Origin of the sequence: Streptomyces sp. NPDC006602, assembly GCF_042870385.1 — a bacterium.
In the GTDB taxonomy this organism is placed as follows: Bacteria; Actinomycetota; Actinomycetes; order Streptomycetales; family Streptomycetaceae; genus Streptomyces.
Genome location: NZ_JBIAHG010000018.1, coordinates 134,407 through 157,146, shown reverse-complemented (window position 1 = coordinate 157,146; position 22,740 = coordinate 134,407). Strand labels below are relative to the sequence as shown.

Below are 22,740 nucleotides of genomic sequence, written 5' to 3'. Positions count from 1 at the left end.
TCGGCACAATCGCTGACGCTGGTCTCGATACAGCCTGCACGCGCAGGCAAGCCGGAGAAGCCGGGGGACTATGGCGGACGACAGCGACGTCTTGCTCGAACTCTGGAAGGAGCAGCGCGACCAGCTCCGGCAGACCGAGAATCAAAGGGCGCAGCTCACCAATATCGTGATCTTGGTTGTAGCTGCCGGGTTGGGATTCGTTGCTCAGAAGGGCCTGCACCCGTCAGTCCTGGTTGTGACCATGCCGATGACGCTCCTGGGGCTGTACGGGGCCCTGGCTTGTCTGAAGTACCGCGAGCGCTCGGCGCTCCACGCTGCGCAGGCGCAGAGCCTTCGAGGCAAGCTGAGTGCGCTGCACGCGGGCCTTGAGATCGAACCTGGTTGGGCCGGCACGTACCGCGATCAACAAGCTCAGTTCCCCAAGCTCTTCAATCTTCGTCTGTATGTCATATGGCTTGCCCTCCACGTCGGCGTCGCAGCCATCGGTATCACCCTGACCTTGTGGGCCCTGACCGGAAGTTGACCGTCTGTCTCACATGCGTGCCGAGGGCTGCTTGAGGCTGTGCATGTAATGCGTATCGGTTATCCGACAATGCGGAGTTCGGTCACGTCGTTTGCGGTGCCTGACGAGCGCCTGTCGGGTGTATGCGTCCCATGCGCTATGCCTCGTCGTCGGTGATCTTCACGTCGCCCTGTTGGGCCCACCAGTCCAAGGCGGGGCGCGGTTCATGATGTCGGTCTCCGGGGGCCGAGTCCTTCGTCAGGAAGGGGTCAGGTCCAGCAGAACCTTGGAGGCGACGGCCCTGTCGTGGGCGATGTCGAAGGCGGCGCGGGCCTCGGCGAGCGGGAAGGTGTGCGTCACGATCGCGTCGACGGGCAGGCCCTGGGCCAGCAGGCCGATCGCCTCGTCGAACTCGGAGTCGAAGCGGAAGGCGCCCCGAAGCTCCAGTTCGCGGGTGACGGCGATGTTGCCCAGCAGGGGCACCTCGCCGGGAGGAAGCAGACCGAGAAGTACGACGGTGCCCCCGCGGCGTACTCGTTCGACGCAGCTTCGTAGCCCCGCTGGCGCTCCGGATGCCTCGACGGCGATGTCGAAGGGGCCCGTCGACGTGCCGTCCGCAGGATCGTCCGCCCGTAGCGTGGCGGTGGCTCCGGATGCGGCGGCGATGCGGAGGGGAGCGTCGAGGAGGTCGCTCACGACGATCTCCGCGGCGCCCCTGTGCCGCAGAACGGCGATGACCAGGCAGCCGATCGGCCCCGCCCCGGTGACCAGGACTCGCTTGCCCGTCACGTCACCGGCCCGGTGCACGGCGTGCAAGGCCACCGACAGGGGTTCGGCCAGGACGGCACGGCGCAGGTCGAGCTCTGGCGGCAACGGGCGGATCTGTACCGCGGGCGCGGTGAGGAGTTGGGCGAAACCGCCTTGGACGTGGGGCGTGCGGGCGGCACTGCCGAGGTAGCGGGTGTCGGCACAGATGTTGCGGCGGCCGACCGCGCAGTGGGGGCAGCGGTCGCACGGTGTGGCGGGGTGGACTGCCACCGGGGTTCCTACGGCCGGCCCTTCGGTGTCTGCTCCCAGAGCGGCGACGTGGCCGACGACCTCGTGTCCGAGCACCATCGGCTCCCGGACGGTGAAGTCGCCGACCCGTCCGTGGCGGTAGTAGTGCAGGTCCGATCCGCAGATTCCGCCGAGGGCGACGGCTACGGTCACCTGGCCGGGGCCGGGCCGCGTGGGGGAGCGGTGCTCGACCCGGAGGTCTCCGGCCGCGTGGACGACGCAGGCTTGCATGGTGAAGTTCCTTCCATTGCCGCGTCCGTTACAGGACGGAGAGCATGCCGCCGTCGACGTAGAGCACCTGCCCGTTGACGAAGTCCGACGCGGGGGACGCCAGGAAGAGCAGGGCGCCGACGAGGTCGTCGACGGCGCCCCAGCGGCCGGCAGGCGTGCGTTTGCGGACCCAGGCGCTGAATTCCTCGTCGGCCACCAGGGCCGAGGTGAGTTCGGTGTCGAAATAGCCGGGTCCGATGCCGTTGACCTGGATGCCCAGCGGACCCAGGTCGGCGCACATGCCCTTGGTGAGCATCTTCAGGCCGCCCTTCGTGGCGGAGTAGGCGGCGATACCGGGCCGGACCGCCTCGCTCTGCAGCGAGCAGATGTTGACGATCTTGCCGCGGCGTCGGGGCGCCATGCGCCGTGCGACCTCGCGACCGACGAGGAAGGCACTGGTGAGGTTGGTGTCGACGAGGCGGTGCCAGTCGGCGTCGGTGAACTCCAGGAGCGGGCTGCGGTGTTGGACTCCCGTGTTGTTCACCAGGATGCCGATCGGTCCGGTCTCCTCCTCGATACGGGCGATGCCGGCGGTGACGGCCGCCGAGTCCGTCACGTCGAAGGCGGCCGTCCGCACCCGGTCCCCGAAGGAGGCCACGAGGTTCTTGCGGGTCTCCTGCAGCGCCGTGGTGTCGCGTCCGTTGAGGACGACCGTGCAGCCGGCCTCCAGCAGGCCCTTGGCGAGTGCCTTGCCGATGCCTCGGCTGGAGCCGGTGACCAGGGCCGTCTCTCCGCTGATGTCGAACAGCGGGTGGCTCATGCGCGTACCCCGGCAGCGCCGGCCGGGGTGTCCGGCACGGCCGGGCTGCCGGGGAGGGGGGTGCGGGCGGGGCGTTCGGCGAGGATGTCGAGGATGTTGTCGACCGCCAGGTCGACCATCGCGGCCCGAGTGGCCTCGGTGGCCGACCCGACGTGGGGCAGCGTGACCACGTGCGGCTCCGCCACCAGCGGCGACAGCTGCGTTCCCATCGGTTCGCGTTCGAAGACATCGAGACCGGCGGAGTGCAACCGTCCCTCCCGGACGGCATGGAGCAGGGCCTCCTCGTCGACGACACCGCCACGGGAGGTGCTGACGAGTGTGGCCGTGGGCTTCATCGCGGCCAGTTCGCGGGCCGAGATCAGGTGCCGCGTCTCCTCGGTGAGCGGCACGTGCAGCGACACGATGTCGGACTCGGCCAGCAGCGTGGCCAGACCCACCGAGACCGACAGGTCGTCGTCGGGCGCGTAGGGGTCGTGGTGGAGCACGCGCATGCCGAACCCGTGGGCCCGGCGGGCCACCGCGCGGCCGATCTGACCGTAGCCGATCAGGCCCAGGGTGGCTCCGTGGATGTCCAGGCCGAGGTAGTCGTGCATCCCGAACAGCTCCCAGGAGCCTGCCGCCAGGTTCGCTTCGGCGTCGCCGATCCGACGGCGGGCGGCCAGGATCAAGGCGAAGGTGAGGTCGGCGGTGGTCTCCGCGAGCACGCGAGGGGTGTGGGTGACGACGATGCCGCGCTCGGCGGCGGCGGTCCGGTCGACGTTGTCGAATCCCATGCTCGCCAGCGATATGACGCGCAGCGAGGGGCCCGCCGCGTCCATCAGCGCACCGTCCACCGGATCGTTGCCCAGCGCCAGAACACCACTCACCCCGGAGGCGAGCGCGGCGAGGTCAGGGGGGCCAGGCTTCCCGGTACCCGGCCAGGCCACCACGTCCGCCACCCCGGAAAGGCGGTCCAGACCGCGGCCGGGAAGATTTTCACGGGTGGTGAGGACACGCTTTTTCATCTATGTCTCCAGTGGCGAGCCGTGAATTGCCGACCGGCGGCCGGTTCGAAAGAAGCTGGTCCTGGAAAACGCTAGCCGGGACGGTCACCGGAAACAAATAGCGGATTTGTGTGACGCTATCGGCGATCCTTATCCCCGCCAGGCGACCCGTCAAAGGTGGTGATCATTTCGAGGAATAGATCGTGCACGGCCAAGGCGGGTTCCGAGAGGGGCTGATTGTCCGACGTGACCAGTGACAGCTTGACCTGGATGACGGGATCCACGATGCGGCGCACGGACAGGGAGCGGACGTCGAGGATGGCGCGCGCCGCCGACCAGGGCAGGACCGTGGCGCCGAGGCCCGCGTCCACCGCGTTGACGAGCGTCAGCGCGGATTCGACCTCGCCCACCACGTTCAGCCGGAGCGACGCCTGCTGGAAGGCTGAGTCCACGACCTGTCGGATCGTGTGGATGCGGCTGGGCAGCAGCAGGGGCACGCTCGTGAGTTCCTCCAGGTTCACCTCGCCCTGTCCGGGCGGGGCCGTTTCGCCGGGCGCGCCGATCAGGAACAGGTCCTCCGTGCGTACGGGCTCGAACTGCACACCCCGCAGCGGGCCGGCCCCGTAGATGAACGCCATGTCCATCCGGCCCGTCATGATCGCTTCGCTGATCACGCCGCCGAAGTTCTCGTTGATGTGCAAGAGGATGTCCGGGTAGCGCTCGCGCACGCTCTTGAGCAGTGGCAGGGCGAGCGCCGCGCCCAGGCTGTACGGCGCGAGGCCCACCGACACGCTGCCGGCGGGAGCCCGGCCGGAGACCTCGACGGCGGCGTGTGCGAGGTCCACCTGCCGGAGGATCAGCTGAGCGTGGCGGTACAGCGCCCGGCCCGCCTCGGTCGGGGCGACCCCGCGTTTGCTGCGGATCAGCAGTTGTTGCCCGAACTGCGCCTCCAGCGCGGACAACTGCTGGCTGAGCGCGGGCTGTGCGATGTGCAGGATGTCGGCCGCGCGCGTGATGCTCCCCGCATCGACGATCTTGATGAACGAGTACAGACGCCTGGTGTCCATGCGGGGCCTTCCACGGGGAGCGGGGCCTCATCGTAGGGAGGGGGTTACCCCGAAGCACAGCCCCGGAGCGCCTCGGCTGTGAGGCAGGTCATAACCATTCGCGATAACGCCAGACCGAACGCATATTGGCGATCATGCGAGCGCGGGATTAAGTTGAGCGGAACATCCAGCCCGGAACCGTCCCGCGAAGTCGGAGTAAATCGGTTCCCAGGAATTCTTTCTGCTCGCGACAATCGCCTGTGTCCGAGAGTGCGGATCTTTTTCGGGAAATCACGAAGACGTGCTGGATTCTCCTTCCTCATCATCTCTCCCGGAGGACGTCATGACCCCCATGGTTGACCTCGTCGCCGATCTCGGCGAGGGATTCGGCGCCTACACGATGGGCGACGACGAAGCTCTGCTGGAGATGCTGACGTCCGCCAATGTCGCCTGCGGGTTCCACGCCGGTGATCCGCGCATCATGGACGCCACCGTCCGGACCTGCGTGGAGAAGCAGGTGGCCGTGGGAGCTCACCCCAGCTTTCCCGACCTGGTCGGCTTCGGCCGCCGCGCCATGGACCTCACGCCGGAGGAGGTCCGTACGGACGTGCTGTACCAGATCGGCGCCCTGCAGGCGTTCGCCGTCGCGCACGGTACGAGGGTGCGGCACGTCGCCCCGCACGGACGCCTGGGCAACCTGGTCGCCGTACGCGCCGACTACGCCCTTGCCGTCGTGGACGCCGTCGCCGCCCTGGACGAGTCGCTGATCATCCTGGCGCAGGACGGTGAGCTCGCCGACGCCGCCCGGGCCCGCGGACTGCGGGTGGGCATCGTCGGCATCGCCGACCGCGCGTACCGCGACGACGGGACCCTCGTCCCCCGCTCCGAGCCCGGAGCGGTGATCCACGACGCGGACGAGGTGGCGCGGCGGACGCTGCGCATGGTCACCGAGGGGGTCATCCGCAGCGCCGACGGCAAGGACGTCCCGGTCGCCTGCGACACCGTCCTGCTGCACGGAGACAGCCCCGGAGCGATCGCGCTGGCCGGCCGCATCCGCGAGCAACTCCTCGCCGTCGGCGTCGTGATCACCTCTCTCGACAAGGTGCTGAGCGGTAAGGGCGTATGACATGAACGCCAACGTCACGATCACCGACTGCGGTGACTCCGCCCTGGTCGCCAAGGCCGTGGGCCTGGCCGCCGAAGACGCCTGGCGGCTCGTCCACGCCCTGGCCGACGCCCTGGACGGCGTCCGGCTCACCGGTGTCCACGACGTGGTGCCCACCTACGACGCCCTGCTCGTGGAGTTCGACTGCACCGGTACCGACCACGACACGGTCAGGCGCGCCCTGTCGCACGAGGCCGCCCGCCTCGGGCCGAACCCCGCGCGGACGACACCTCCGCGACGCTTCGTCGTCCCCGTCGTCTACGGCGGCGCGTACGGGCCCGATCTGCCCGAAGTCGCCGCTCAACTCGACCTGACCGAGAGCGAGGTCGTCGCACTCCACTCCGGGACCGATCTCACCGTACGTTGCCTCGGCGCGCCCGCGGGGGCGCCGATGACGGACGGACCGCCCTTCCCGAGGCCGGTGCCGCGGCTGGCGTCGCCCCGCACCCGCGTCGATCCCGGCTCGGTCGCCGTAGCCGGCCGGCAGGCGGTCATCTGCCCGATGCCCTCGCCCGGCGGCTGGCCGCTCCTCGGGCGCACCCCCGTGCGCGTCCTCGATCTGCACCGCGACCCGATCACCGCCTACCAGCCCGGGGACACCTTCCGTTTCCGCCCCATCACACCCGAACAGTGGGACGACTATGCCGGCATGCCCCTGGCGGACTGTCATGGCTGACACCCTCACGATCCGCACCGCAGGCATCGCCACCGTGCAGGATCTCGGCCGTGTCGGCCGCTCCCGCTACGGGCTGCCCGCCAACGGAGCCGCCGACCAGCACTCGGCGTGCGTCGCCAACGTGCTGTGCGGCAACGACGAGCGCGCCCCGCTGCTGGAGATCACGGCTCTCGACTTCGCGTGTGTTCCCTCTGGCGACATCCTCATCGCTGTGACCGGCGCCCCCGCCGACGTGACCGTCGAAGGAACGGTCCGCCCACAGTGGGAACCGGTCCCCGTGCGCGCCGGCGAGACCGTCCGGGTCACCGGCATCAGGCGCGGACTGCGCGTCTACCTGGCCGTACTCGGCTCGTTCGAGGCCGACTACCTGCAGGGAAGCTGCGCTCCCGACACCATCCTGGGATTCGGGCCCGCCCTGCGTGAAGGCGACGAACTCGCTTTGCGCACCGCCTGCCCGCCCATCGACCACCCCTTCTCGCGGATCCCGCTGTTCCGCCTGAACGCACCCGTCCCCCCGTTCCCCATCAGCTGGACCATCGACGTCACCGACGGCCCCGACCGGGCCGAGTTCGGAGACACGGGACGGCGCCTGTTCGACGCTCCCTTCACCGTCAGCCCGCGCAGCAACCACATCGGCCTGCGGCTGCAAGGCGAAGTGCCCCGCCGCATCGCCAAGGGCGAGGTCCTCTCCCGAGGCGTCCCGATCGGCGCCGTCGAAGTACCGGCAGGGGACGAACTCCTCGTGCTGCACCGCGGCCGCGGCGTCACGGCCGGCTACCCCGTCCTGGCCGTCGTCACCGCCACCGGTCTGTCCACCCTGGGGCAGGTGCGCCCCGGGCAGACCATCCGCTTCCGCCACCGCACCCTCGACCAGGCGGTCACCGCCCACCGCGCACAGCGGAGCGCCATCGACGCGCTGAGAACCCGCGTCCGTACCGCCTTCGACAGCCTGCGCATTCGCGCTCCCATCGGCAGCTGACCTCCCCGCACTCGCCCAGCAGCCCCTTTTGCCCACCCGCACGGAGCCGAACGTCCCTCGTCCCCAGCCTGCTCCCAGACAGGAGAGCCATGAGCACCGTGGCCGCTCAACCGGTACCCAACACCGTCGACCCCAGAACAGCCCGCAGGGTCACCCTCGCAGGATGCGTCGGCATCTTCGCCGAGCTCTACGACAACGGCATCTTCGGCTTCATGGCCGGAACGCTCGCCGCTGTCTTCTTCCCCGGCTCCGACAACGCCATCCAGCTGGTCTTCCTCGGCTACGCCGTCTCCTTCTTCTTCCGCCCGCTAGGCGCCGTCATCTGCGGGCACCTCGGTGACCGCATCGGACGCCAGCGGATGCTGGTCTTCGTCATCCTGCTCATCAGCGCCGCCACCGCGGCCATCGGAGTCCTGCCCACCTACGCGAGCATCGGCATCGCGGCGCCCGCTCTGCTGATCCTGTTGCGCGTCGCCCAGGGTTTCTCCGTCGGCGGTGAGGCGTCGGGCGCGATGAGCTTCCTCGCCGAGCACGCCCCGGAGGGCAAGCGCGGTCTGTACACCAGCTACGCCCAGATCGCATCGTTCCTCTCCTTGCTCACCGGCACGCTGATCGCCGCCGCCATGACCAGCGGACTCGGCACCGAGCGCATGGAGTCCTGGGGCTGGCGCATACCGTTCCTGCTCGCGGTCCCGCTCGGCATCACCGGCATCTACATCCGCAAGCGCATCAGCGACACGCCCAACTTCAATCGCCTGAAGGAAGAGGGCGGCCTGTCCAAGAACCCCCTCAAGGAGGCGTTCGCCTCCGCCGAGCACCGTCGCGCCATGCTGCTGGCCCTGTTCATCCCCCTGATGAACGGCTCCGGGTACTACGTCCTGTTCAGCTACATGCCCACCTTCATGAGCAGCGAACTGCAGTTCACCAAGGTCCAGGGCCTTCTCGTCACCGCGTCCAGCCTGGTCGCGATCTGTATCGCCATCCCGTACATGGGTCGCCTCTCGGACCGGGTCGGACGCAAGAAGGTCATCGCCGGAGCCGCGATCGCCATGGCCGTCATCGGGGTCCCCTGTTACCTCCTGATCGGCACCGGCAACGTTGCCCTCGCCGCCCTCGGCGCCTGCGTCATGGCGGTCGTGTTCGCCGGGCACACCGGCGTCATCCACATCCTGCTGGTCGAACTCTTCCCCACCCGGGTGCGCTACTCCGCCTACGGCCTTGGCTACAACGTCTCCGCCGCACTCTTCGGCGGTACAGCGCCCCTGCTGATGACCTATCTCATCGACCGCACGGGCAACGTCAACATGCCGGCCTTCTACGCCGTCCTCACCGCGGTCGGCACTCTCGTCGCCGTCTCACGGGTGAAGGACCGGGCCCACCTGCCCCTGCGCGACGCCTGACAGACCCTCGGCACCCGCACGCCCCCACACCAAGGAGCACCTCAGCATGCCCATCTCCGACTACAGGACGGCTCTGGTCACCGGAGCGTCCACCGGCATCGGAGCCGTCGTCGTCGAGCGACTCGCCAAGCGAGGCCTGGAGGTTCACGCGGTGGCGCGCAACGCCGAACGGCTCGACGCCCTTGCCCGCGCCACCGGCTGCGTCCCGCACGCCGTCGACATCACCGACACCGAGTCGCTCACCGCCGCACTGGACGGTCTGGGGATCGACGTCCTCGTCAACAACGCGGGAGTCTCGCGCACCGGCAACATCCTGACCGCCGACGAGTTCGCCGTCGACGAGCAGGTCGCCGTCAACATCCAGGCCGTTCTGCACCTGGTGCGTCTGCTCATGCCCGGCATGGTGGAGCGCGACCTCGGCCACATCGTCAACATCAGCTCCATCGCCGGCGTCTACAACTTCGGCGGCAACACCATCTACCACGCCACCAAGGCAGCCGTGCACACCCTCTCCCGCCAACTACGGGTCGACGGCTACGGCCGCCGGGTCCGCGTCACCGAGATCTGCCCGGGACGCGTGGAGACGGAGATCTTCGGTCGCCTGCTCGGTGACATGGAGGAGGCCCAGCGACAGTTCTACGACGGCTACGAGTCCCTCAAGCCCGAGGACATCGCCGACTCCATCGAGTTCGCCGTCGACGCGCCCCGGCACGTCAACATCGGCCACATCGAGATCCTGCCCACCTTCCAGGTCCCCGGCGGCCTGAACTTCGAGCGCAGGGAGGGCTGAACACGATGAGCGGCCTCACCGACGCCACCGCGGCACGCGTGCGCCGTATCAACCCCTCGCCCAGCACGGCGGCGGCTCAGCGTGTGCGCGAACTCAAGAACCAGGGGCTCCCCATCCTCGACCTGACCGTGGGCGAGCCCGACTTCGACACCCCCGACCACGTCAAGGCCGCGGCGATCCGTGCCATCGAGGCGGGCGAGACCAGATACACCCCCGTGAACGGCACCCCGCGGCTGCGCGCCGCGATCGCCGCCAAGCTCCGCGAGCGCCACGGGCTGGAGTGCACCGACGCGCACATCACGGTCGGCGGTGGAGCCAAGCAGGTCATCTTCCTCGCCCTGATGGCCACCCTGGACGAAGGGGACGAGGTCATCGTTCCCGCCCCGTACTGGGTGTCCTATCCGGACATGGTCCGCGCGAACGACGGCACCCCGGTGGTCGTCGACTGTCCCGAGGCGGACGGCTTCAGGCTGACTCCGGAGCGGCTCGCGGCAGCGATCACCGCGCGAACGCGCTGGGTCGTCCTCAACACCCCCGGCAACCCGACGGGATCCGCATACACAGCCGGTGAACTGAGCGAGCTGGCCCAGGTGTTGCTGGAACACCCGCAGGTGCGCGTCCTCACCGACGAGATATACGACGAGATCTGGTACCGCGAGGAGGCCGCCCCGTCCCTGGCTGCCGTAGAACCACGCCTGGCCGAGAGGGTGTTCCTCACCAACGGCGTCTCCAAGACGTACGCGATGACCGGCTGGCGCATCGGTTACGGCGTGGGCCCGACGGACCTGGTGACCGCGATCAACACGCTGCAGTCCCAGACCTCCTCCTGCCCCTCGTCCGTGAGCCAGGCCGCCGCTGCCGCCGCGCTCACGGGACCGCAGGATTTCGTTCGGGAAACCGTGTCCGTCTACCGCGGACGCCGCGATGCCACGGTGAAGCTCATCAACGACGTTCCCCGGCTCAGCTGCACCGTTCCCGACGGGGGCTTCTACCTCCTGGTGAACTGCCACGACACCATCGGGCAGTTCACACCGTCGGGAAGCCGGATACAGAACGACGAGGACTTCGCCCGCTACCTGCTCGACAGCCAGCAGGTGGCGGTGATCCACGGAGCCGCGTACGGCGCACCCGGCTACTTCCGCATCTCCTTCGCCACGTCGACGGACGCCCTCACCGAGGCATGCGCCCGCCTCGCAACGGCCTGCGCCCGCCTGTCCTGCGCTCCCACCGTCTGAAAGGTCGTCATGATCCGCGTGAGTACCAAGTTCGAGCGGCCGGACGCCGCTCTGGTGAAGCAGCTGGGTGCCTTCTCCTCGGCCACCATCCACGAGGCACAGGGCCGGCTCGGGGCGCTGGACTCGGCCATCAAGCCGGTCGACCATCGCATGTCCCTGTGCGGCCCCGCCTTCACGGTCCAGTGCGCACCGCGCGACAACCTGATGCTGCAGACCGCCATCGCCTACGCCCGCCCGGGGGATGTCGTCGTAGTGTCCGCCGGTGCCTACGAGGAGGCGGGCTCCTTCGGGGACGTTCTCGCCAACGCCTGCCAGGCCAAGGGGCTCGGCGGCCTGATCACCGACACGGGCGTCCGGGACACCGAGGACCTGCGCGCCCTGGGCTTCCCCGTCTTCTCCCGCAGCGTGTCCATCAAGGGCACGGTCAAGGAGACAGTCGGACCGATGTGTGAGCCGGTCACCATCGGCGGCGTACTCGTCCGTCCCGGTGACGTGATGCGGGCCGACGCCGACGGCGTGGTCGTCGTCCGCCGCGAGGACGCCGCCGCGGTGACCACCGCCTCACAGGAGCGGGTCGACGCCGAGGCCGGCTACATCTCCGCGTACCGGGCGGGCAGGACGGTCATCGAGATGTGCGGTCTCGAGCCGCTTCTCGCGTCGAAAGGGCTCATGATCGAGGACTAGTGGCGTTGCCCCGGGCAACCCCGGATGGCACCGGCCGTGGCGGGTGGCGCGTAGTGCTGTTCGTCGTCGGCCTGTGATGCGCAGGAGCAGTTCGCTCGGGAGAAGCACCGGCTACGGTCTGGCGAAGCGGGGCGAGTATCCGTTTTTTGGTGCCGCGCCCAACGCGCCCACGTGACCTGCCAGTCTCAGCGCCAAGCGCCGCAGGTCAGGGCGCGCGGAGGCAGCCGGGGGCCACCCGGTCCGGGCCCCTGAAATCCGCCAGATGTGGAACGGCTCCGGTTTTCCGGGTGGTCAAATGGCAGCGGGGGCCTTCTTGTACCAGTCCGTGATCACCTTGGCCAGGTGCACGACGTTCTGCTGACGCACGATCGGCGCGGAGGCGTTCGGCTCGAAGTCCCGGTTCGCGTCCGTGTACGCCAGATGCTGTCCTCGGTGACCGGGGCAGTCATGTGCCGGTCGAGCCGCTTGATCGCCGAGGCACTCGCCGTGATCCGCCTCGGCCTCGACGGTCCGGCTTCCTGACCGTTGTGCTGCGCCGGCATCAGGGGCCCCGCCAGGCTCCGCGAGGCATCAGGCAGGCACACAGACGTGCTCGTGGAGGAGCGGTTCCCCCGGACTGCCGAGGTCCTCAGCGACGTTATCGAGCCGGCCGCCGCGGCGCTCGGCAGCTCGACCTGTGCATGGAGCGGGCCACGGTCCGCTTCCTCGGCGGCCACAACCGCCGGGCCCTGCCCGAGTTCGACGCCCTCGCGGGCGCCTTCTCCCGCACCTCCAAACCCACCAGCGAAAGGGCGCGATCCTGCCGCGCCCAGGCCTCGCACTGCCGCGCCGAACCGGGCCCGGTGACCGTCGCCCTGCAAAAGGTCGAGGCCGTCCTGCGTCAGGTGCGGGCCGGACAGCGACGCTTGCGACGAGGCGATCGAACTGCGGCGCGCCATCGGGTTCCTGGAGCGGTCCGAGGGACGACCCGTCGAGGCTCGGCGGATGGCCGAACCCCTGCACGACGACCTGTGCGCAGGGGATGGAAACGGGGCCCAGTGTCTGATTCTCGGGCGTTTTCACAGGTCAGGGAGACATATGGTCAAGCTTGTGCAGCGACCGGGTACGTCTCGTCGCTGTGTGAGCCCTCCGAGGGCGGCTGCACGGGGAAAGCTGTTGGGAGTAGCTCCTTTCCAGGGAGGGCTGAGCACTCGCTGTGGAAGGCGGTCTTGGTCGCCGGCGTTGAAGGTGCGGTAGGCGATGGCGCGGCACATCTGGCGCTGCCACTTGGCCGGGTCGAAGGCGGTCGAGGGGGACACCGGCGCCGTGCTCGTCTGTGTAGAGCACGGGTCGGCGCGTTTCGATCTGCCCCGATCGCGAGGTTCTGTCCGGGGGCGTGGACGAAGCGGGTGGTTGATCGTCTTGCCGTCCTTCGAGACGTCGATTGAACGAAAACGCCTCTGTGGACGGGGTTCCCGGCGTGTTGTCGGCCGGGCGGCCGAGGTCGTAGGAGTCGAGGTAGCAGCGCTCGCCGTGTCATGGTTCCGCAGTGAGCGATGTGTCTACTTGAATTGGGCTGGTCCTCGAGTCCGTTCGAGATCAGGCTGGTCGCGACGGCTGTTTAACAGTCCCGTCCTGACGAGCGGGTGACCTATCATGGCCGCCTGCTGGGGGGCCATGTGGAGTTCGAGACTTGGTAGTTGCGGCACGGGCCGTTGCTCATCACCCCCTGGATGAGGACGGACAGGAATTATGGCGAATGGTGCAACACCGACAGATCGCGAAGCGCCGGTCGACGTTGCGGTGCGCAGTCTCTACGCCTATGCGTCAAGGCAGGGTGACGTCTCCGTCGACGAGCTTCGAGCACGGGCTGAGGTCTCGCCCGAGGATGCGGACGACGCCATCCGGCAACTTCTCGACATGCGACTGCTGGCCCCCAAGGAGGAGTACGACGACCGGCTGGTCGCCGTCCCGCCGGCCACGGCGAGCGCGAACGTGCTGCTGCCCGCGATCCGGGAACTCCACGAGAGGCAGCGGGTGATCGATGCGACGTGCGCGCAGCTGACCGAACTGGCACCGCTGTACGAGCCCCAGGCGATGACGGGTATCGCGCATGACGCCGTGCAGCCCATCACTGACCTGAGCGCCGTCCGGCAGGTCATCACCGAGTTGTCCTCGGGGTGTCACTCGGAGGTACTGACCTCGCAGCCCGGCGGTGCGCGTCCCGAGCCGGTCCTCAAGGAAGCCATGGAGCGTACGGCCGGGCTCCTGAAGCGCGGTGTGCGCATGCGCACGATCTACCACCACACCGCACAGTTCAGTCAGCCGACCACCAAGCAGGTCGACTTGCTCATCGGGCTCGGCGCGGAGGTGCGCACCGTCAGTGACGCCGTCACCCGGCTGCTTGTCTTCGACGGGGAGGCGGCCGTCATCAAACTCCGGGGGCGCAGGGGCGGAGCCCTTATCGTACGCGACGCCAGCGTCGTGGACTTCCTGGTCGCGACCTTCGAGCGTGCCTGGGCGCAGGCCATGCCGTTTCCCGTGTCGTACAACCGGGATCACGTCGTCACGATCTCGGAGGATCTCAAACTCGCCCTCCTGCGTCTGCTGGTCGAGGGGCACGATGACAAGATCATCGCGAAGCGGCTCGGGATCTCCCTCCGGACCTATCAGAGGCATCTGTCCGAGATCATGAAGCGGATAGGTGCTCGCAGCCGTCCGCACGCCGGTTATCTGGTCCACAAACTCCGCCTGCTGGAACGCGATTCCTGACAGAATGGCCTTATGGATCTTGGACTTGAGGGTCGGGCATACATCGTCACGTCTGCCACGCGTGGACTCGGGTTCGCCGCCGCACGTGAGTTGACAGCCGAGGGTGCCCAAGTCCTGGTCACCGGCCGGACGCAGGAATCGGTGGACAAGGCCGTGGCGGGGCTCGGCGGCCGGGAGGAGGCCGTGGGGCTGGTCGCGGACAACGGTGCGCCGGACACCTCCGAGCGGGTGGTCGCGGCCGCCATGGATCACTTCGGGCGACTGGACGGTGTCCTGTCCAATACGGGCGGGCCACCGGCCGGGCTGGTGACGGACGTACTCGACGAGCAGTGGCGGACGAGCTTCGAGTCGGTGTTTCTCGGTGCTGTGCGCCTTGCCCGCGCCGCGGCCGAGGTCATCGGCGACGACGGCGCCCTCGGGTTCGTTCTCTCTGGGACCGTACGTCAGCCTGTGGCTGGCCTCGCGCTGTCCAACGGACTGCGGCCCGGGCTCGCGATGACCGCCAAGGCTCTCGCGGATGAACTGGGGCCCAGGGGTGTCCGCGTATTCGGTCTGCTCCCTTCGCAGATCGACACCGAGCGGGTGAAGGAGCTGGATACTCTTACCGGGAATATCGAACTCGCGCGCACCCGGAACGAGTCGGTGATCCCGCTGCGTCGCTACGGACGGCCGGAGGAGTTCGGGAAGGTGGCGACCTTCCTGCTTTCGCCGGCGGCCTCCTATCTCACCGGACTGATGGTTCCTGTTGACGGGGGAGCTCTCCGTCAACTCTGATTCGAAAGCAGACATCTGTTGAAGATCCGTCTCGATCGCAGCGCCCTGGCCGAGGCCGTCGCCTGGGCCGCACACGCTGTTCCCGCCCGGCCGACCGTCCCCACGCTGGCGGGCCTGTTGCTGACGGCCACGGAGGGCACGCTCACCGCGTCGGGTTTCGACTTTGAGACCTCTGCCAAGTTCGACGTCGAGGCGGAAGTCCTGGAGCCGGGCTCCGTGCTCGTATCCGGCCGGCTCCTCGCCGAGGTGTCCCGTTCACTGCCGAACCTGCCGGTCGAGATCTCGACCGACGCATCGGATGCCGTACTGCTCTGCGGGGCCTCGCAGTTCGCCCTCCCCTCCATCCCGCTCGAGGACCACCCCCAACTGCCGCAGATGCCGCCGGCCCAAGGCACGGTCGACGGTGCGCTCTTCGCGTCGGCCGTGGCGCAGGTCGCGGTTGCTGCCGGCCGGGACGAGACGCTGCCGATCCTGACCGGCATCCGGCTCGAGCTCACCAACTCGACTCTGCGCATGGTCTCCACGGACCGCTACCGGCTGGCGGTACGGGACATCCCCTGGCGGCCGACGAACCCCGACATGGAACTGAACACGGTGGCTCTCGTCCCGGCCAAGAGCCTGCACGAGATCGCCCGTTCACTGACCAAGGGCGAACAGGTCACCATCTCGCTCGTCCCGGCCGAGACCGCCGGCGCGGGCGGCATCATCGGCTTCGAGGCAGGACCCCGGCAGGCGACCACTCGTCTCATGGACGCCACCTTCGTCAAGTACCACACGATCTTCCCGAGCGAGTACACCGGAAGCGTGGTCGTGGAGCGGGTGCCGCTGCTTGAGGCCGCCAAGCGTGTCTCGCTGGTCATCGAGCGCAACGCCGCGATGCGGATGACCCTCTCGCCGGGCCGGATCGTGCTCGACGCGGGCAACGCCGTTGAGGCGCGAGGCCGGGAGACGGTGGACGCCCAGTTCGACGGGGAGGAGATCTGCCTCGCTGCGAACCCGAGCTTCCTGGTCGAGGGGCTGAGCGCGATCAGTACGCCGTTCCTGGAGCTCAGCTACACCACGGTCAGCAAGCCCGCGGTCTTCACCGGCCGGGCCGAACCCGAGGGTGAGCACGACCCGAGCTACCGCTACCTGTTCATGCCCCTGCGGACCCACTGAGGACGCACGGACGAGCGCGGCCCCTTCCTGGCGGAAGGGGCCGCGCTCGGCGTGGTTCACGGCCGCGCGGGCTCCTCGCGCAAGCGGTCGCACTCTGCCGCCAGCCCCCGGACCGTGGGCCGTGTCATCAGGAGCCGTACCGTCACGACGACACCCAGGGCGTCGGACAGGTCCCTGATCAGTTTGGCGGCGAGCAGGGAATGGCCGCCCAGATCGAAGAAATTCGCGTCCGCGTCCCTCACGGGCACCTTGAGCGCGGCCTCCCAGACGCCCGCGACGATTGCCTCGGTCGGTGACATCGGGGCCCGCTCCAGACTGGCCGGGCGATCGGCGCACAGCCGCGCGAGCGCGTCGCGGTCGAGCTTGCCGGTCCGCGTCAAGGGCAGTGCGTCCACGGTCAGCGTCACCGTCGGCACCATGAACTGCGGTAGCTGTCGGGCCAGTTCACGCTCCGTACGGTCGATGAGATCATCCGCGCACGCCGTGTCGGCGGCGACCAGGACCATGCCCAGGGCTTTGCCCTGTACCCCGTCGAAGACGGCGGCGGCGCACTCGAGAACGCCCGGCACCTTCGCGGCCAGCCGCTCGGTCTCCCCCGGCTCGACCCGGAAGCCCCGGATCTTCACCTGCTCGTCGACGCGCCCAATGAACTGGAGGCTGCCGTCCGGGCGTTCGCGGACCAGGTCGCCGGTCCGGTACATGCGTCCGCCGTCGCCTGCGAAGAGGTCGGGGACGAAGCGGCCGGCCGTCAGGCCGGGGCGGTTCCGGTAGCCGCGGGCCACGCCCGCGCCCGCGACGACGAGTTCCCCCGTGACCCCGAGGGGCACCTGCCGGAGGTAGCGGTCGACGACATGCGTGCGCAGCTGCGAGATCGGGCGGCCGATGGTCGTTACATCGTCGCTCGCGGCGCTGTCGGCCCAGGTGGCGCAGACGGTCGTCTCGGTCGGCCCGTACGCGTTGACGAACCGGCGGCCCGGGGCCCAGCGCTCGATGAGATGCGGTGGGCAGGCCTCGCCCGCGACGATGACGGTCCGCAGGGTGTCCGGCAACTGCTCGCACACGCCCAGCATCGAGGGCGTCACGGTGACCGTGCCGGCTCCCGAGGAAGCCAGGATTTCCTCCAGGCCGTCGACCGGATCCGCCATGACCACACCCCGGCCGTGTGCGAGCGGCAGCACCATGGACCAGATCCAGCCGTCGAACGAGGGCGCCAGGACGTTCGCCATGAGGTCGCTCTCGGCCGTGGCGAGCGGGGCGACCGCCCGGGTGAGGTTGGCCAGACTGCCGTAGGAAACCCCCACGCCCTTGGGCTCGCCCGTTGTGCCCGAGGTGTAGATGAGATACGCCAGCGCGGCCGGATGAGGCGTGGGCAGGCCGCCCGGCGCTGCCCCGACCCCGTCGCCGGCCCCGTTCCCGTACGCCGCGTCTCGCGACTCCGGCCCGAGCGTTGGCCCCTGCCACCAGTCGGGTGCCGTTCCGTCCGGGGTGATCAGCAGATGCAGGCCGGCGTCCCGGGCGATGCCCTTCAGCCGCTCGCCCGGATGCGCCGGATCCAGCGGTACGAACACCGCTCCCGCACGCCAGGTCGCGAGCAGGGCCACGGCCAGCGCACACGAACGCGGCAGCAGTACCCCAACCGTCCGCTCATGGCACGCCTCGGCCGACCGGAGTGCGTGGGCCAGTCGGTCGGCGCGCCGGTCGAGTTCGGCGAACGTCAGGGTGCCGTCCGGTGCGACCACCGCGGTCCGGTCGGGGGTGGCCTCGGCATGGGAGCGGAGCCGGACTCCGGGATGGAAGCGGTCGAGCCCGTCTTCCGGCCGGTGTACCGCCGGCCGGCCGGCCGCGCCCGGGAGGCCGAGCGCGTACAGCGGCTCCTGAGCCCGCCGCGTGCAGCTGTCCAGCAGGCTCCGGTACTGCGTGACCAGGGTCTCCATGGTCGCCCGGTCGAACAGCTCCGCGGAGTAGAAGATCCGGCCGCGCATCTCCCCGTCCTCGGGCATCAGGGCGACGACGAGGTCGTACTCGCTCGCCCCGTCCCCCGCCGGCAGCGGCGTGGCTTCCACCCCGGCGAGCCGGAGCGGGGTCGCGGAGCCCGTCTGCTGCGTGATCAGGGTCTGCACCACCGGGTTGTAGCCGGGCACCCGTACCGGGTTGAGACGCTCCACCAGCAGCTCGTACGGAGTGTCCGCGTGGTCGAACATCTCGAGTACGTGCGCCTTGACCTGGGCCAGCAGTTCCTGGAAGGAGGTGGCCTGGTCGACCCGGATCCGGAGGATCAGGGTGTTGATGAAGAAGCCGATCAGCGGCTCCAGGGCGGGCGTGGTCCGGTTGGTGACCGGAGTCCCGATCACGATGTCGTCGCTGTTGCTGAGGCGGGCCAGCAGCAGGGCGTACGTGGCGAGATGGACCATGAAGGGTGTCGCGGTCCCGGCGGCGGCCACCCGCTCGACCGCGCCGGTCAGCTCGGCACCGAGTCGGAAGTCCACGGCCGCCGTGAGGCCTCCCGTGGTCTGGGGCCGCGGACGGTCGGTTGGCAGGTCCAGCACCGGGGGCGCGTCCGCCATGGACGACGCCCACTCCTGCGCCCACTTCTGGCGGCCCTCCTGCCCGAGCACTTTGTGCTGCCACTCGGCGTAGTCGGGGTACTGGACCGTCAGCGCCGGCAGCTCCGGCCGCCTTCCCTCGGCGAACGCCTCGTACGCGGTGGCGAGTTCGCCGAGCAGAATCCCCGCCGACCAGTCGTCGAACGCGATGTGCGGCACCGCGACGGCGAACACATGGCGGTCCTGTCCGGTGCGCCACAGCCCCACCCGCAGCAGCCGGCCCGAGTCCAGCGGCATCGGAGGGCGCATCGCCAGGCCGAGCTGCCGCAGCGCCCCCTCGTCGCGCTCCTGCTCGCTCGCCCCGGCTACCTCCACCACCTCGACCGGGAACCGGAAGGCCAGGCCGACGGTCTGGTGCGGATCGCCGTTCACCGTGGCGATGCGCACCCGCAGCGCCTCGTGCCGCTCGACGACGAGATCGGCCGCCCGGAACAGGGCTTCGGCATCGAGCCTGCCGGTGAGCGTCCAGGCGAAGATCAGGTTCCTGCTCGCGGCCTCCGGGTCCAGCTCACGCTGGAAGGCGAGCCGCCGCTGTCCGAAGGACGTCCGGATCGGTGCCGTCCGGGGAACCGGCTGGATCTCCGCCGGCTCGGCGCCGCCGCGCCGTCGGGCAATGAGTGCGCGAAGCAGCGCCTCCTTGGCCTCCGGTGTCTGCGTCGCTGGTGTCTGCGGGGCCTGCGGTTCTGCGGTCATGCGGGTCGGACTCCTTCTCGGCCGGACTGGCTCGCCAGGTGCTCCAGGACCGTCTCCTCCAGCCGCTGAGCCAGATCGCTGAGAACAGGGCACTCGAAGAGCAGAGTCAGCCTGATCTTCACGTCGAGCGCCGCCTCGAGCCGGGCGACCGCCTTCACGATCAGCAGCGAATGACCGCCGAGGTGGAAGAAGTTGTCGTTGGCCCAGACGCCCTCGACGCCCAGTACGTCGCGCCACACCTCGGCGACGAGTTCCTGCAGCGCCCCCTGTGGAGCCACATGTCCCGCCTCACCGCCGCTGTCCCTGGGAACTTCCAGAGCCAGCAGGGCGGGGCGGTCGATCTTGCCGTTCTGGTTGAAGGGGAACCGGCTGAGGCCGACGTAGCCCTGCGGGGCCATGTGCTCCGGCAGATTCTCGCTGAGGTGGCGACGGACCTCCTCGATCCACGCCCGGTCCTCGGCGGCGCCCTGGGCCAGGCGGCAGTACGCGACCAGCCCGGGGCCGGTCGGAAGGTTCTCCTTGAGCAGTACGACGACCTCGTCCATCCCCGGTACCGCGGAGATCACCTGCTCGATCTCCTCCAGTTCGATCCGGAAGCCGCGTACCTTGACCTGCCGGTCGACCCGTCCCAGGAAGTCGAGGCGCCCGTCGCTGGTCCAGCGCACCTGGTCGCCGGTGCGGTACATCCGTCCGCCGTCCGCCGCGATGACGTCGGGGAGGAACTTCTTCGCCGTCAGGCCGGGGCGGCCGCCATAGCCGCGCGCCAGCTGCGGACCGGCGAGGTAGAGCTCGCCGTTCACGCCGGGCGGCACCGGGCGCAGCCACTCGTCCAGCACGTACGTACGGGTGTTGGCGAGGGCGTTGCCCACATGGCTCGGCACGCCCGACGTGAGCCAGCCCGCCGCGGCCGCGATGCTCGCCTCGGTCGGCCCGTAGATGTTGGCCAGGGGGCAGGGGAGTCCGTCGGGTACGGCGGGCAGCCGGTCGCCGCCGACCGTCAGCCGCGTCAGCGTGGGGTGGGTGGCCGGAGCGCTGCCCGCGCTCGCGGTCAGGGTCGGCGTGATCATGAACGAGACGGTGACGCCGGTCTGGGCGAAGTAGGCCCACAGGCCGTCGAAGTCGAGTCGCACGTCGTCCGGGATCACCACGATCCGGGCGCCCGCGGAGAGGGCGGGCAGCATGTCCAGCAAGCTGGCGTCCGAGCTCGACGCCACGAGCTGCGAGAGCCGGTCCTCGGGGGTGATCGCGTACTCGTCCACGTACCAGCGGATGCAGTTGGTGGCACCACGATGGGGCACCTGCACGCCCTTCGGCAGGCCCGTGGAGCCGGATGTGTAGATGAGCCAGGCGAGATGGTCGGGGTGCACCTCGGGCCACGGTCCGGTCCCGGTGGCCGCCTCCGCCGCCGCCTCCGGGACGTTGTCGATGTCGAGCACCGGCAGGCCCTCGGGGAACGCCGGCCCGAGATGCGCCGCGCCGGACACGACGACCCGGGCGCCGCTGTCCTCGATCATGTACCGCAGGCGGTCGGCCGGGTGGGACGGGTCGATCGGCAGATAGGCACCGCCCGCCTTGAAGATCGCGACAAGCGAGACGATCAGGCCCGCGCCTCGCGGCAGACAGACGGCCACCACCTGGTCGGGCCCGACGCCGTGGGCCCGCAGCTGGACGGCGAGGCGGTCGGAGCGCTCGTGCAGTTCCCGGTACGTCACCAGGTCATCGCCGTCGGCGATGGCGATCTCGTCCATCCGCTCGGCGCCTGCTTCGCGTATCCGGTCGACGAGCGGCCGATCCTGCGGCAACGGCCGCCCGACGGCCGCGGTGTCGATGAGGGTCCGCTCCTCGGACGGCATGGCCGGCAGGGTCACCAGGGCCGCGCCGGGCTCGGCCATCGCGGATTCGAGCACGGCCCGGAAGCGCCCCAGCAGAAGTTCGACGGTGGAGCGGTCGAACAGGTCCCGGGCGTAGTCCGTCCACACCACGATCTTCTCGCCGTGGGTCTCCGCGACCAGGGTGAGGTCGAAGTGGCTCTCCGCCCCGTAGTCGACATAGGTCGGCTCACCCAGCGCACGCGGACCGCCGTGGTGCGGGTCCGCGACCGAGAACAGCACCTGGAAGATCGGCGCGTGAGCAAGCGTGCGTTCCGGCGCGACCACATCGACCAGCCGGTCGAAGGCGATGACATCGTGGTCGTAGGCGTCGAGGGTGACCGTCCGCGCCCTGGTGAGCAGCTCGGCGAAGGAGAGCGTCTCGTCCGTGACGAGCCGCATCGGGAGCAGGTTGACGAAGAACCCGATCAGCCGGTCCGTGTCCGGCAGCGTGCGGTTGGCCACCGGAGTACCGATGACCACTTCCTGGCGTCCCGTCCACCGGGACAGCGTCACCTGGAAGGCGGTCAGCAGAAGGGTGTAGAGGCTGACGCGGTGGTCCCGCGCGAACTCCGCTGCCCGCGCGGCCAGTTCCTGCGGCAGGGCGTACGGGACCCGGCCGGTACGGTAGGTCTGCTCGGCGGGGCGCGGCCGGTCCGTGGGCAGCTCGAGCAGCTTGGGGGCGCCGGCGAGCTGGGCCGTCCAGTAGTCGAGGTCCTTGTCGTAGCCGCCGCTCTCCACCTGGCCGTGCAGCCAGACGGTGTAGTCGGTGTACTGCAGCGGGAGTTCGGGCAGTTCGGGCGTCTCTCCCTCGCGGATCGCCGCGTAGGCGTCGGAGAGCTCCCGCAGCAGGATGTCCATGGACCAGCCGTCGGTCGCGATGTGGTGGACGACCAACTGCAGTTCGTACTCGGCGGGGGCGAGGCGGTAGAGCCGGGCGCGGAGCATCGGGTCGGCGCCGAGGTCGAAGGGCTTCTCGAACTCGGCGCGCATCAGGCGTTCGAGTTCGCTCTGGGCCTCCTCCCCGCTGTCGGCCGTGACCTCGATGACCGGCAGCGGACACTCGGCGGACGGCACCACCCGCTGGAACAGCTCCCCGTCGGCCAGCTCGAGTACGGTCCGCAGTACGGAGTGCCGGTCCTGCACCAGGGTCAGAGCGCTGCGCAGGCTGCAGGAATCGACCTCGGTGCGGATCCGGAGGGACAGCGCCGAGTGGTAGGCGGCCGAGCGGCCGTCGCGGCGGCGTACCGAGTCCTCGAACCACAACCTCCGCTGGGCTGGGGAAGCGGCGGCGTACGACGACGCGCGGCTGGTGCGGGGGCGGAGGGAGTCAGGCACGGGTTGCCT

17 protein-coding genes are annotated in these 22,740 nt (G+C 69.5%); 11 read left to right on the top strand and 6 right to left on the bottom strand.

The window, feature by feature from the left end:
* The first annotated feature begins 70 nt into the window (after positions 1-70).
* Positions 71-523 carry a hypothetical protein gene (locus ACFYO2_RS33790; protein WP_388356702.1) on the top strand — a complete coding sequence of 151 codons (453 nt, stop codon included), beginning with the start codon at positions 71-73 and terminating at the stop codon, positions 521-523.
* A gap of 237 nt (positions 524-760) precedes the next feature.
* Here the strand turns inward: ACFYO2_RS33790 and ACFYO2_RS33785 are convergent, their stop codons facing one another.
* The 4 genes from ACFYO2_RS33785 to nac form a co-directional block, all read right to left on the bottom strand.
* Positions 761-1,789, bottom strand: a complete 1,029-nt coding sequence (locus ACFYO2_RS33785; protein ID WP_388356698.1) for an L-idonate 5-dehydrogenase — start codon at positions 1,787-1,789, stop codon at positions 761-763.
* A 28-nt stretch (positions 1,790-1,817) separates the two neighbouring features.
* Positions 1,818-2,588 carry an SDR family oxidoreductase gene (locus ACFYO2_RS33780; RefSeq protein ID WP_388356695.1) on the bottom strand — a complete coding sequence of 257 codons (771 nt, stop codon included), beginning with the start codon at positions 2,586-2,588 and terminating at the stop codon, positions 1,818-1,820.
* Positions 2,585-3,592 carry a 2-hydroxyacid dehydrogenase gene (locus ACFYO2_RS33775; RefSeq protein ID WP_388356692.1) on the bottom strand — a complete coding sequence of 336 codons (1,008 nt, stop codon included), beginning with the start codon at positions 3,590-3,592 and terminating at the stop codon, positions 2,585-2,587. Before ACFYO2_RS33775 ends, ACFYO2_RS33780 begins: the two co-directional genes overlap by 4 nt.
* A 116-nt stretch (positions 3,593-3,708) precedes the next feature.
* Positions 3,709-4,638, bottom strand: a complete 930-nt coding sequence (gene nac / locus ACFYO2_RS33770; RefSeq protein WP_388356689.1) for a nitrogen assimilation transcriptional regulator NAC — start codon at positions 4,636-4,638, stop codon at positions 3,709-3,711.
* A 322-nt stretch (positions 4,639-4,960) separates the two neighbouring features.
* Here nac and ACFYO2_RS33765 point away from each other — a divergent pair, with 322 nt between their 5' ends.
* From ACFYO2_RS33765 to dnaN, 10 genes are all read left to right on the top strand, one after another.
* Positions 4,961-5,743 carry a LamB/YcsF family protein gene (locus ACFYO2_RS33765; protein WP_388356687.1) on the top strand — a complete coding sequence of 261 codons (783 nt, stop codon included), beginning with the start codon at positions 4,961-4,963 and terminating at the stop codon, positions 5,741-5,743.
* 1 nt (position 5,744) lies between these two features.
* A complete protein-coding gene (locus tag ACFYO2_RS33760; RefSeq protein WP_388356684.1) occupies positions 5,745-6,458 on the top strand; it encodes an allophanate hydrolase subunit 1 in 714 nt (237 codons plus the stop codon).
* Entirely contained in the window at positions 6,451-7,437 is a 987-nt protein-coding gene (locus ACFYO2_RS33755; protein ID WP_388356682.1) for a biotin-dependent carboxyltransferase family protein, read from the top strand. Before ACFYO2_RS33760 ends, ACFYO2_RS33755 begins: the two co-directional genes overlap by 8 nt.
* An 89-nt stretch (positions 7,438-7,526) precedes the next feature.
* A complete protein-coding gene (locus ACFYO2_RS33750) occupies positions 7,527-8,837 on the top strand; it encodes an MFS transporter (RefSeq protein ID WP_388356679.1) in 1,311 nt (436 codons plus the stop codon).
* Positions 8,838-8,883: 46 nt separating this feature from the next.
* Positions 8,884-9,627 (top strand): SDR family oxidoreductase, encoded by a 744-nt coding sequence (locus ACFYO2_RS33745; RefSeq protein WP_388356676.1) that lies wholly within the window; start codon positions 8,884-8,886, stop codon positions 9,625-9,627.
* 5 nt (positions 9,628-9,632) lie between these two features.
* Positions 9,633-10,862 carry an aspartate transaminase gene (locus ACFYO2_RS33740; protein WP_388356673.1) on the top strand — a complete coding sequence of 410 codons (1,230 nt, stop codon included), beginning with the start codon at positions 9,633-9,635 and terminating at the stop codon, positions 10,860-10,862.
* 9 nt (positions 10,863-10,871) lie between these two features.
* A complete protein-coding gene (locus tag ACFYO2_RS33735; RefSeq protein ID WP_388356670.1) occupies positions 10,872-11,546 on the top strand; it encodes a 4-carboxy-4-hydroxy-2-oxoadipate aldolase/oxaloacetate decarboxylase in 675 nt (224 codons plus the stop codon).
* Positions 11,547-13,445: 1,899 nt separating this feature from the next.
* On the top strand, positions 13,446-14,297 hold the full coding sequence (locus ACFYO2_RS33730; RefSeq protein ID WP_388356667.1) for a LuxR C-terminal-related transcriptional regulator: 852 nt from the start codon (positions 13,446-13,448) through the stop codon (positions 14,295-14,297).
* A 12-nt stretch (positions 14,298-14,309) separates the two neighbouring features.
* Positions 14,310-15,071: an SDR family oxidoreductase gene (locus tag ACFYO2_RS33725; RefSeq protein WP_388356664.1), complete on the top strand. Its 762-nt coding sequence runs from the start codon at positions 14,310-14,312 to the stop codon at positions 15,069-15,071.
* An 18-nt stretch (positions 15,072-15,089) separates the two neighbouring features.
* Complete coding sequence (gene dnaN, locus ACFYO2_RS33720; protein WP_388356661.1) at positions 15,090-16,229, top strand: DNA polymerase III subunit beta; 1,140 nt, start codon at positions 15,090-15,092, stop codon at positions 16,227-16,229.
* Between the two features lie 56 nt (positions 16,230-16,285).
* Here dnaN and ACFYO2_RS33715 read toward each other — a convergent pair whose 3' ends face one another.
* Positions 16,286-19,525 carry an amino acid adenylation domain-containing protein gene (locus ACFYO2_RS33715; protein WP_388356659.1) on the bottom strand — a complete coding sequence of 1,080 codons (3,240 nt, stop codon included), beginning with the start codon at positions 19,523-19,525 and terminating at the stop codon, positions 16,286-16,288.
* A complete protein-coding gene (locus ACFYO2_RS33710; protein WP_388356656.1) occupies positions 19,522-22,731 on the bottom strand; it encodes an amino acid adenylation domain-containing protein in 3,210 nt (1,069 codons plus the stop codon). The genes ACFYO2_RS33715 and ACFYO2_RS33710 overlap by 4 nt, the downstream gene beginning before the upstream one ends.
* Between the last annotated feature and the right edge of the window lie 9 nt (positions 22,732-22,740).

What these genes read in the sequence shown, in the direction of transcription:
- ACFYO2_RS33790 (WP_388356702.1), top strand. Translation starts at nt 71, where the DNA reads ATGGCGGACGACAGCGACGTCTTGCTCGAACTCTGGAAGGAGCAGCGC.
- ACFYO2_RS33785 (WP_388356698.1), bottom strand. Translation starts at nt 1,789, where the DNA reads ATGCAAGCCTGCGTCGTCCACGCGGCCGGAGACCTCCGGGTCGAGCAC.
- ACFYO2_RS33780 (WP_388356695.1), bottom strand. Translation starts at nt 2,588, where the DNA reads ATGAGCCACCCGCTGTTCGACATCAGCGGAGAGACGGCCCTGGTCACC.
- ACFYO2_RS33775 (WP_388356692.1), bottom strand. Translation starts at nt 3,592, where the DNA reads ATGAAAAAGCGTGTCCTCACCACCCGTGAAAATCTTCCCGGCCGCGGT.
- nac (WP_388356689.1), bottom strand. Translation starts at nt 4,638, where the DNA reads ATGGACACCAGGCGTCTGTACTCGTTCATCAAGATCGTCGATGCGGGG.
- ACFYO2_RS33765 (WP_388356687.1), top strand. Translation starts at nt 4,961, where the DNA reads ATGACCCCCATGGTTGACCTCGTCGCCGATCTCGGCGAGGGATTCGGC.
- ACFYO2_RS33760 (WP_388356684.1), top strand. Translation starts at nt 5,745, where the DNA reads ATGAACGCCAACGTCACGATCACCGACTGCGGTGACTCCGCCCTGGTC.
- ACFYO2_RS33755 (WP_388356682.1), top strand. Translation starts at nt 6,451, where the DNA reads ATGGCTGACACCCTCACGATCCGCACCGCAGGCATCGCCACCGTGCAG.
- ACFYO2_RS33750 (WP_388356679.1), top strand. Translation starts at nt 7,527, where the DNA reads ATGAGCACCGTGGCCGCTCAACCGGTACCCAACACCGTCGACCCCAGA.
- ACFYO2_RS33745 (WP_388356676.1), top strand. Translation starts at nt 8,884, where the DNA reads ATGCCCATCTCCGACTACAGGACGGCTCTGGTCACCGGAGCGTCCACC.
- ACFYO2_RS33740 (WP_388356673.1), top strand. Translation starts at nt 9,633, where the DNA reads ATGAGCGGCCTCACCGACGCCACCGCGGCACGCGTGCGCCGTATCAAC.
- ACFYO2_RS33735 (WP_388356670.1), top strand. Translation starts at nt 10,872, where the DNA reads ATGATCCGCGTGAGTACCAAGTTCGAGCGGCCGGACGCCGCTCTGGTG.
- ACFYO2_RS33730 (WP_388356667.1), top strand. Translation starts at nt 13,446, where the DNA reads ATGCGACTGCTGGCCCCCAAGGAGGAGTACGACGACCGGCTGGTCGCC.
- ACFYO2_RS33725 (WP_388356664.1), top strand. Translation starts at nt 14,310, where the DNA reads ATGGATCTTGGACTTGAGGGTCGGGCATACATCGTCACGTCTGCCACG.
- ACFYO2_RS33715 (WP_388356659.1), bottom strand. Translation starts at nt 19,525, where the DNA reads ATGACCGCAGAACCGCAGGCCCCGCAGACACCAGCGACGCAGACACCG.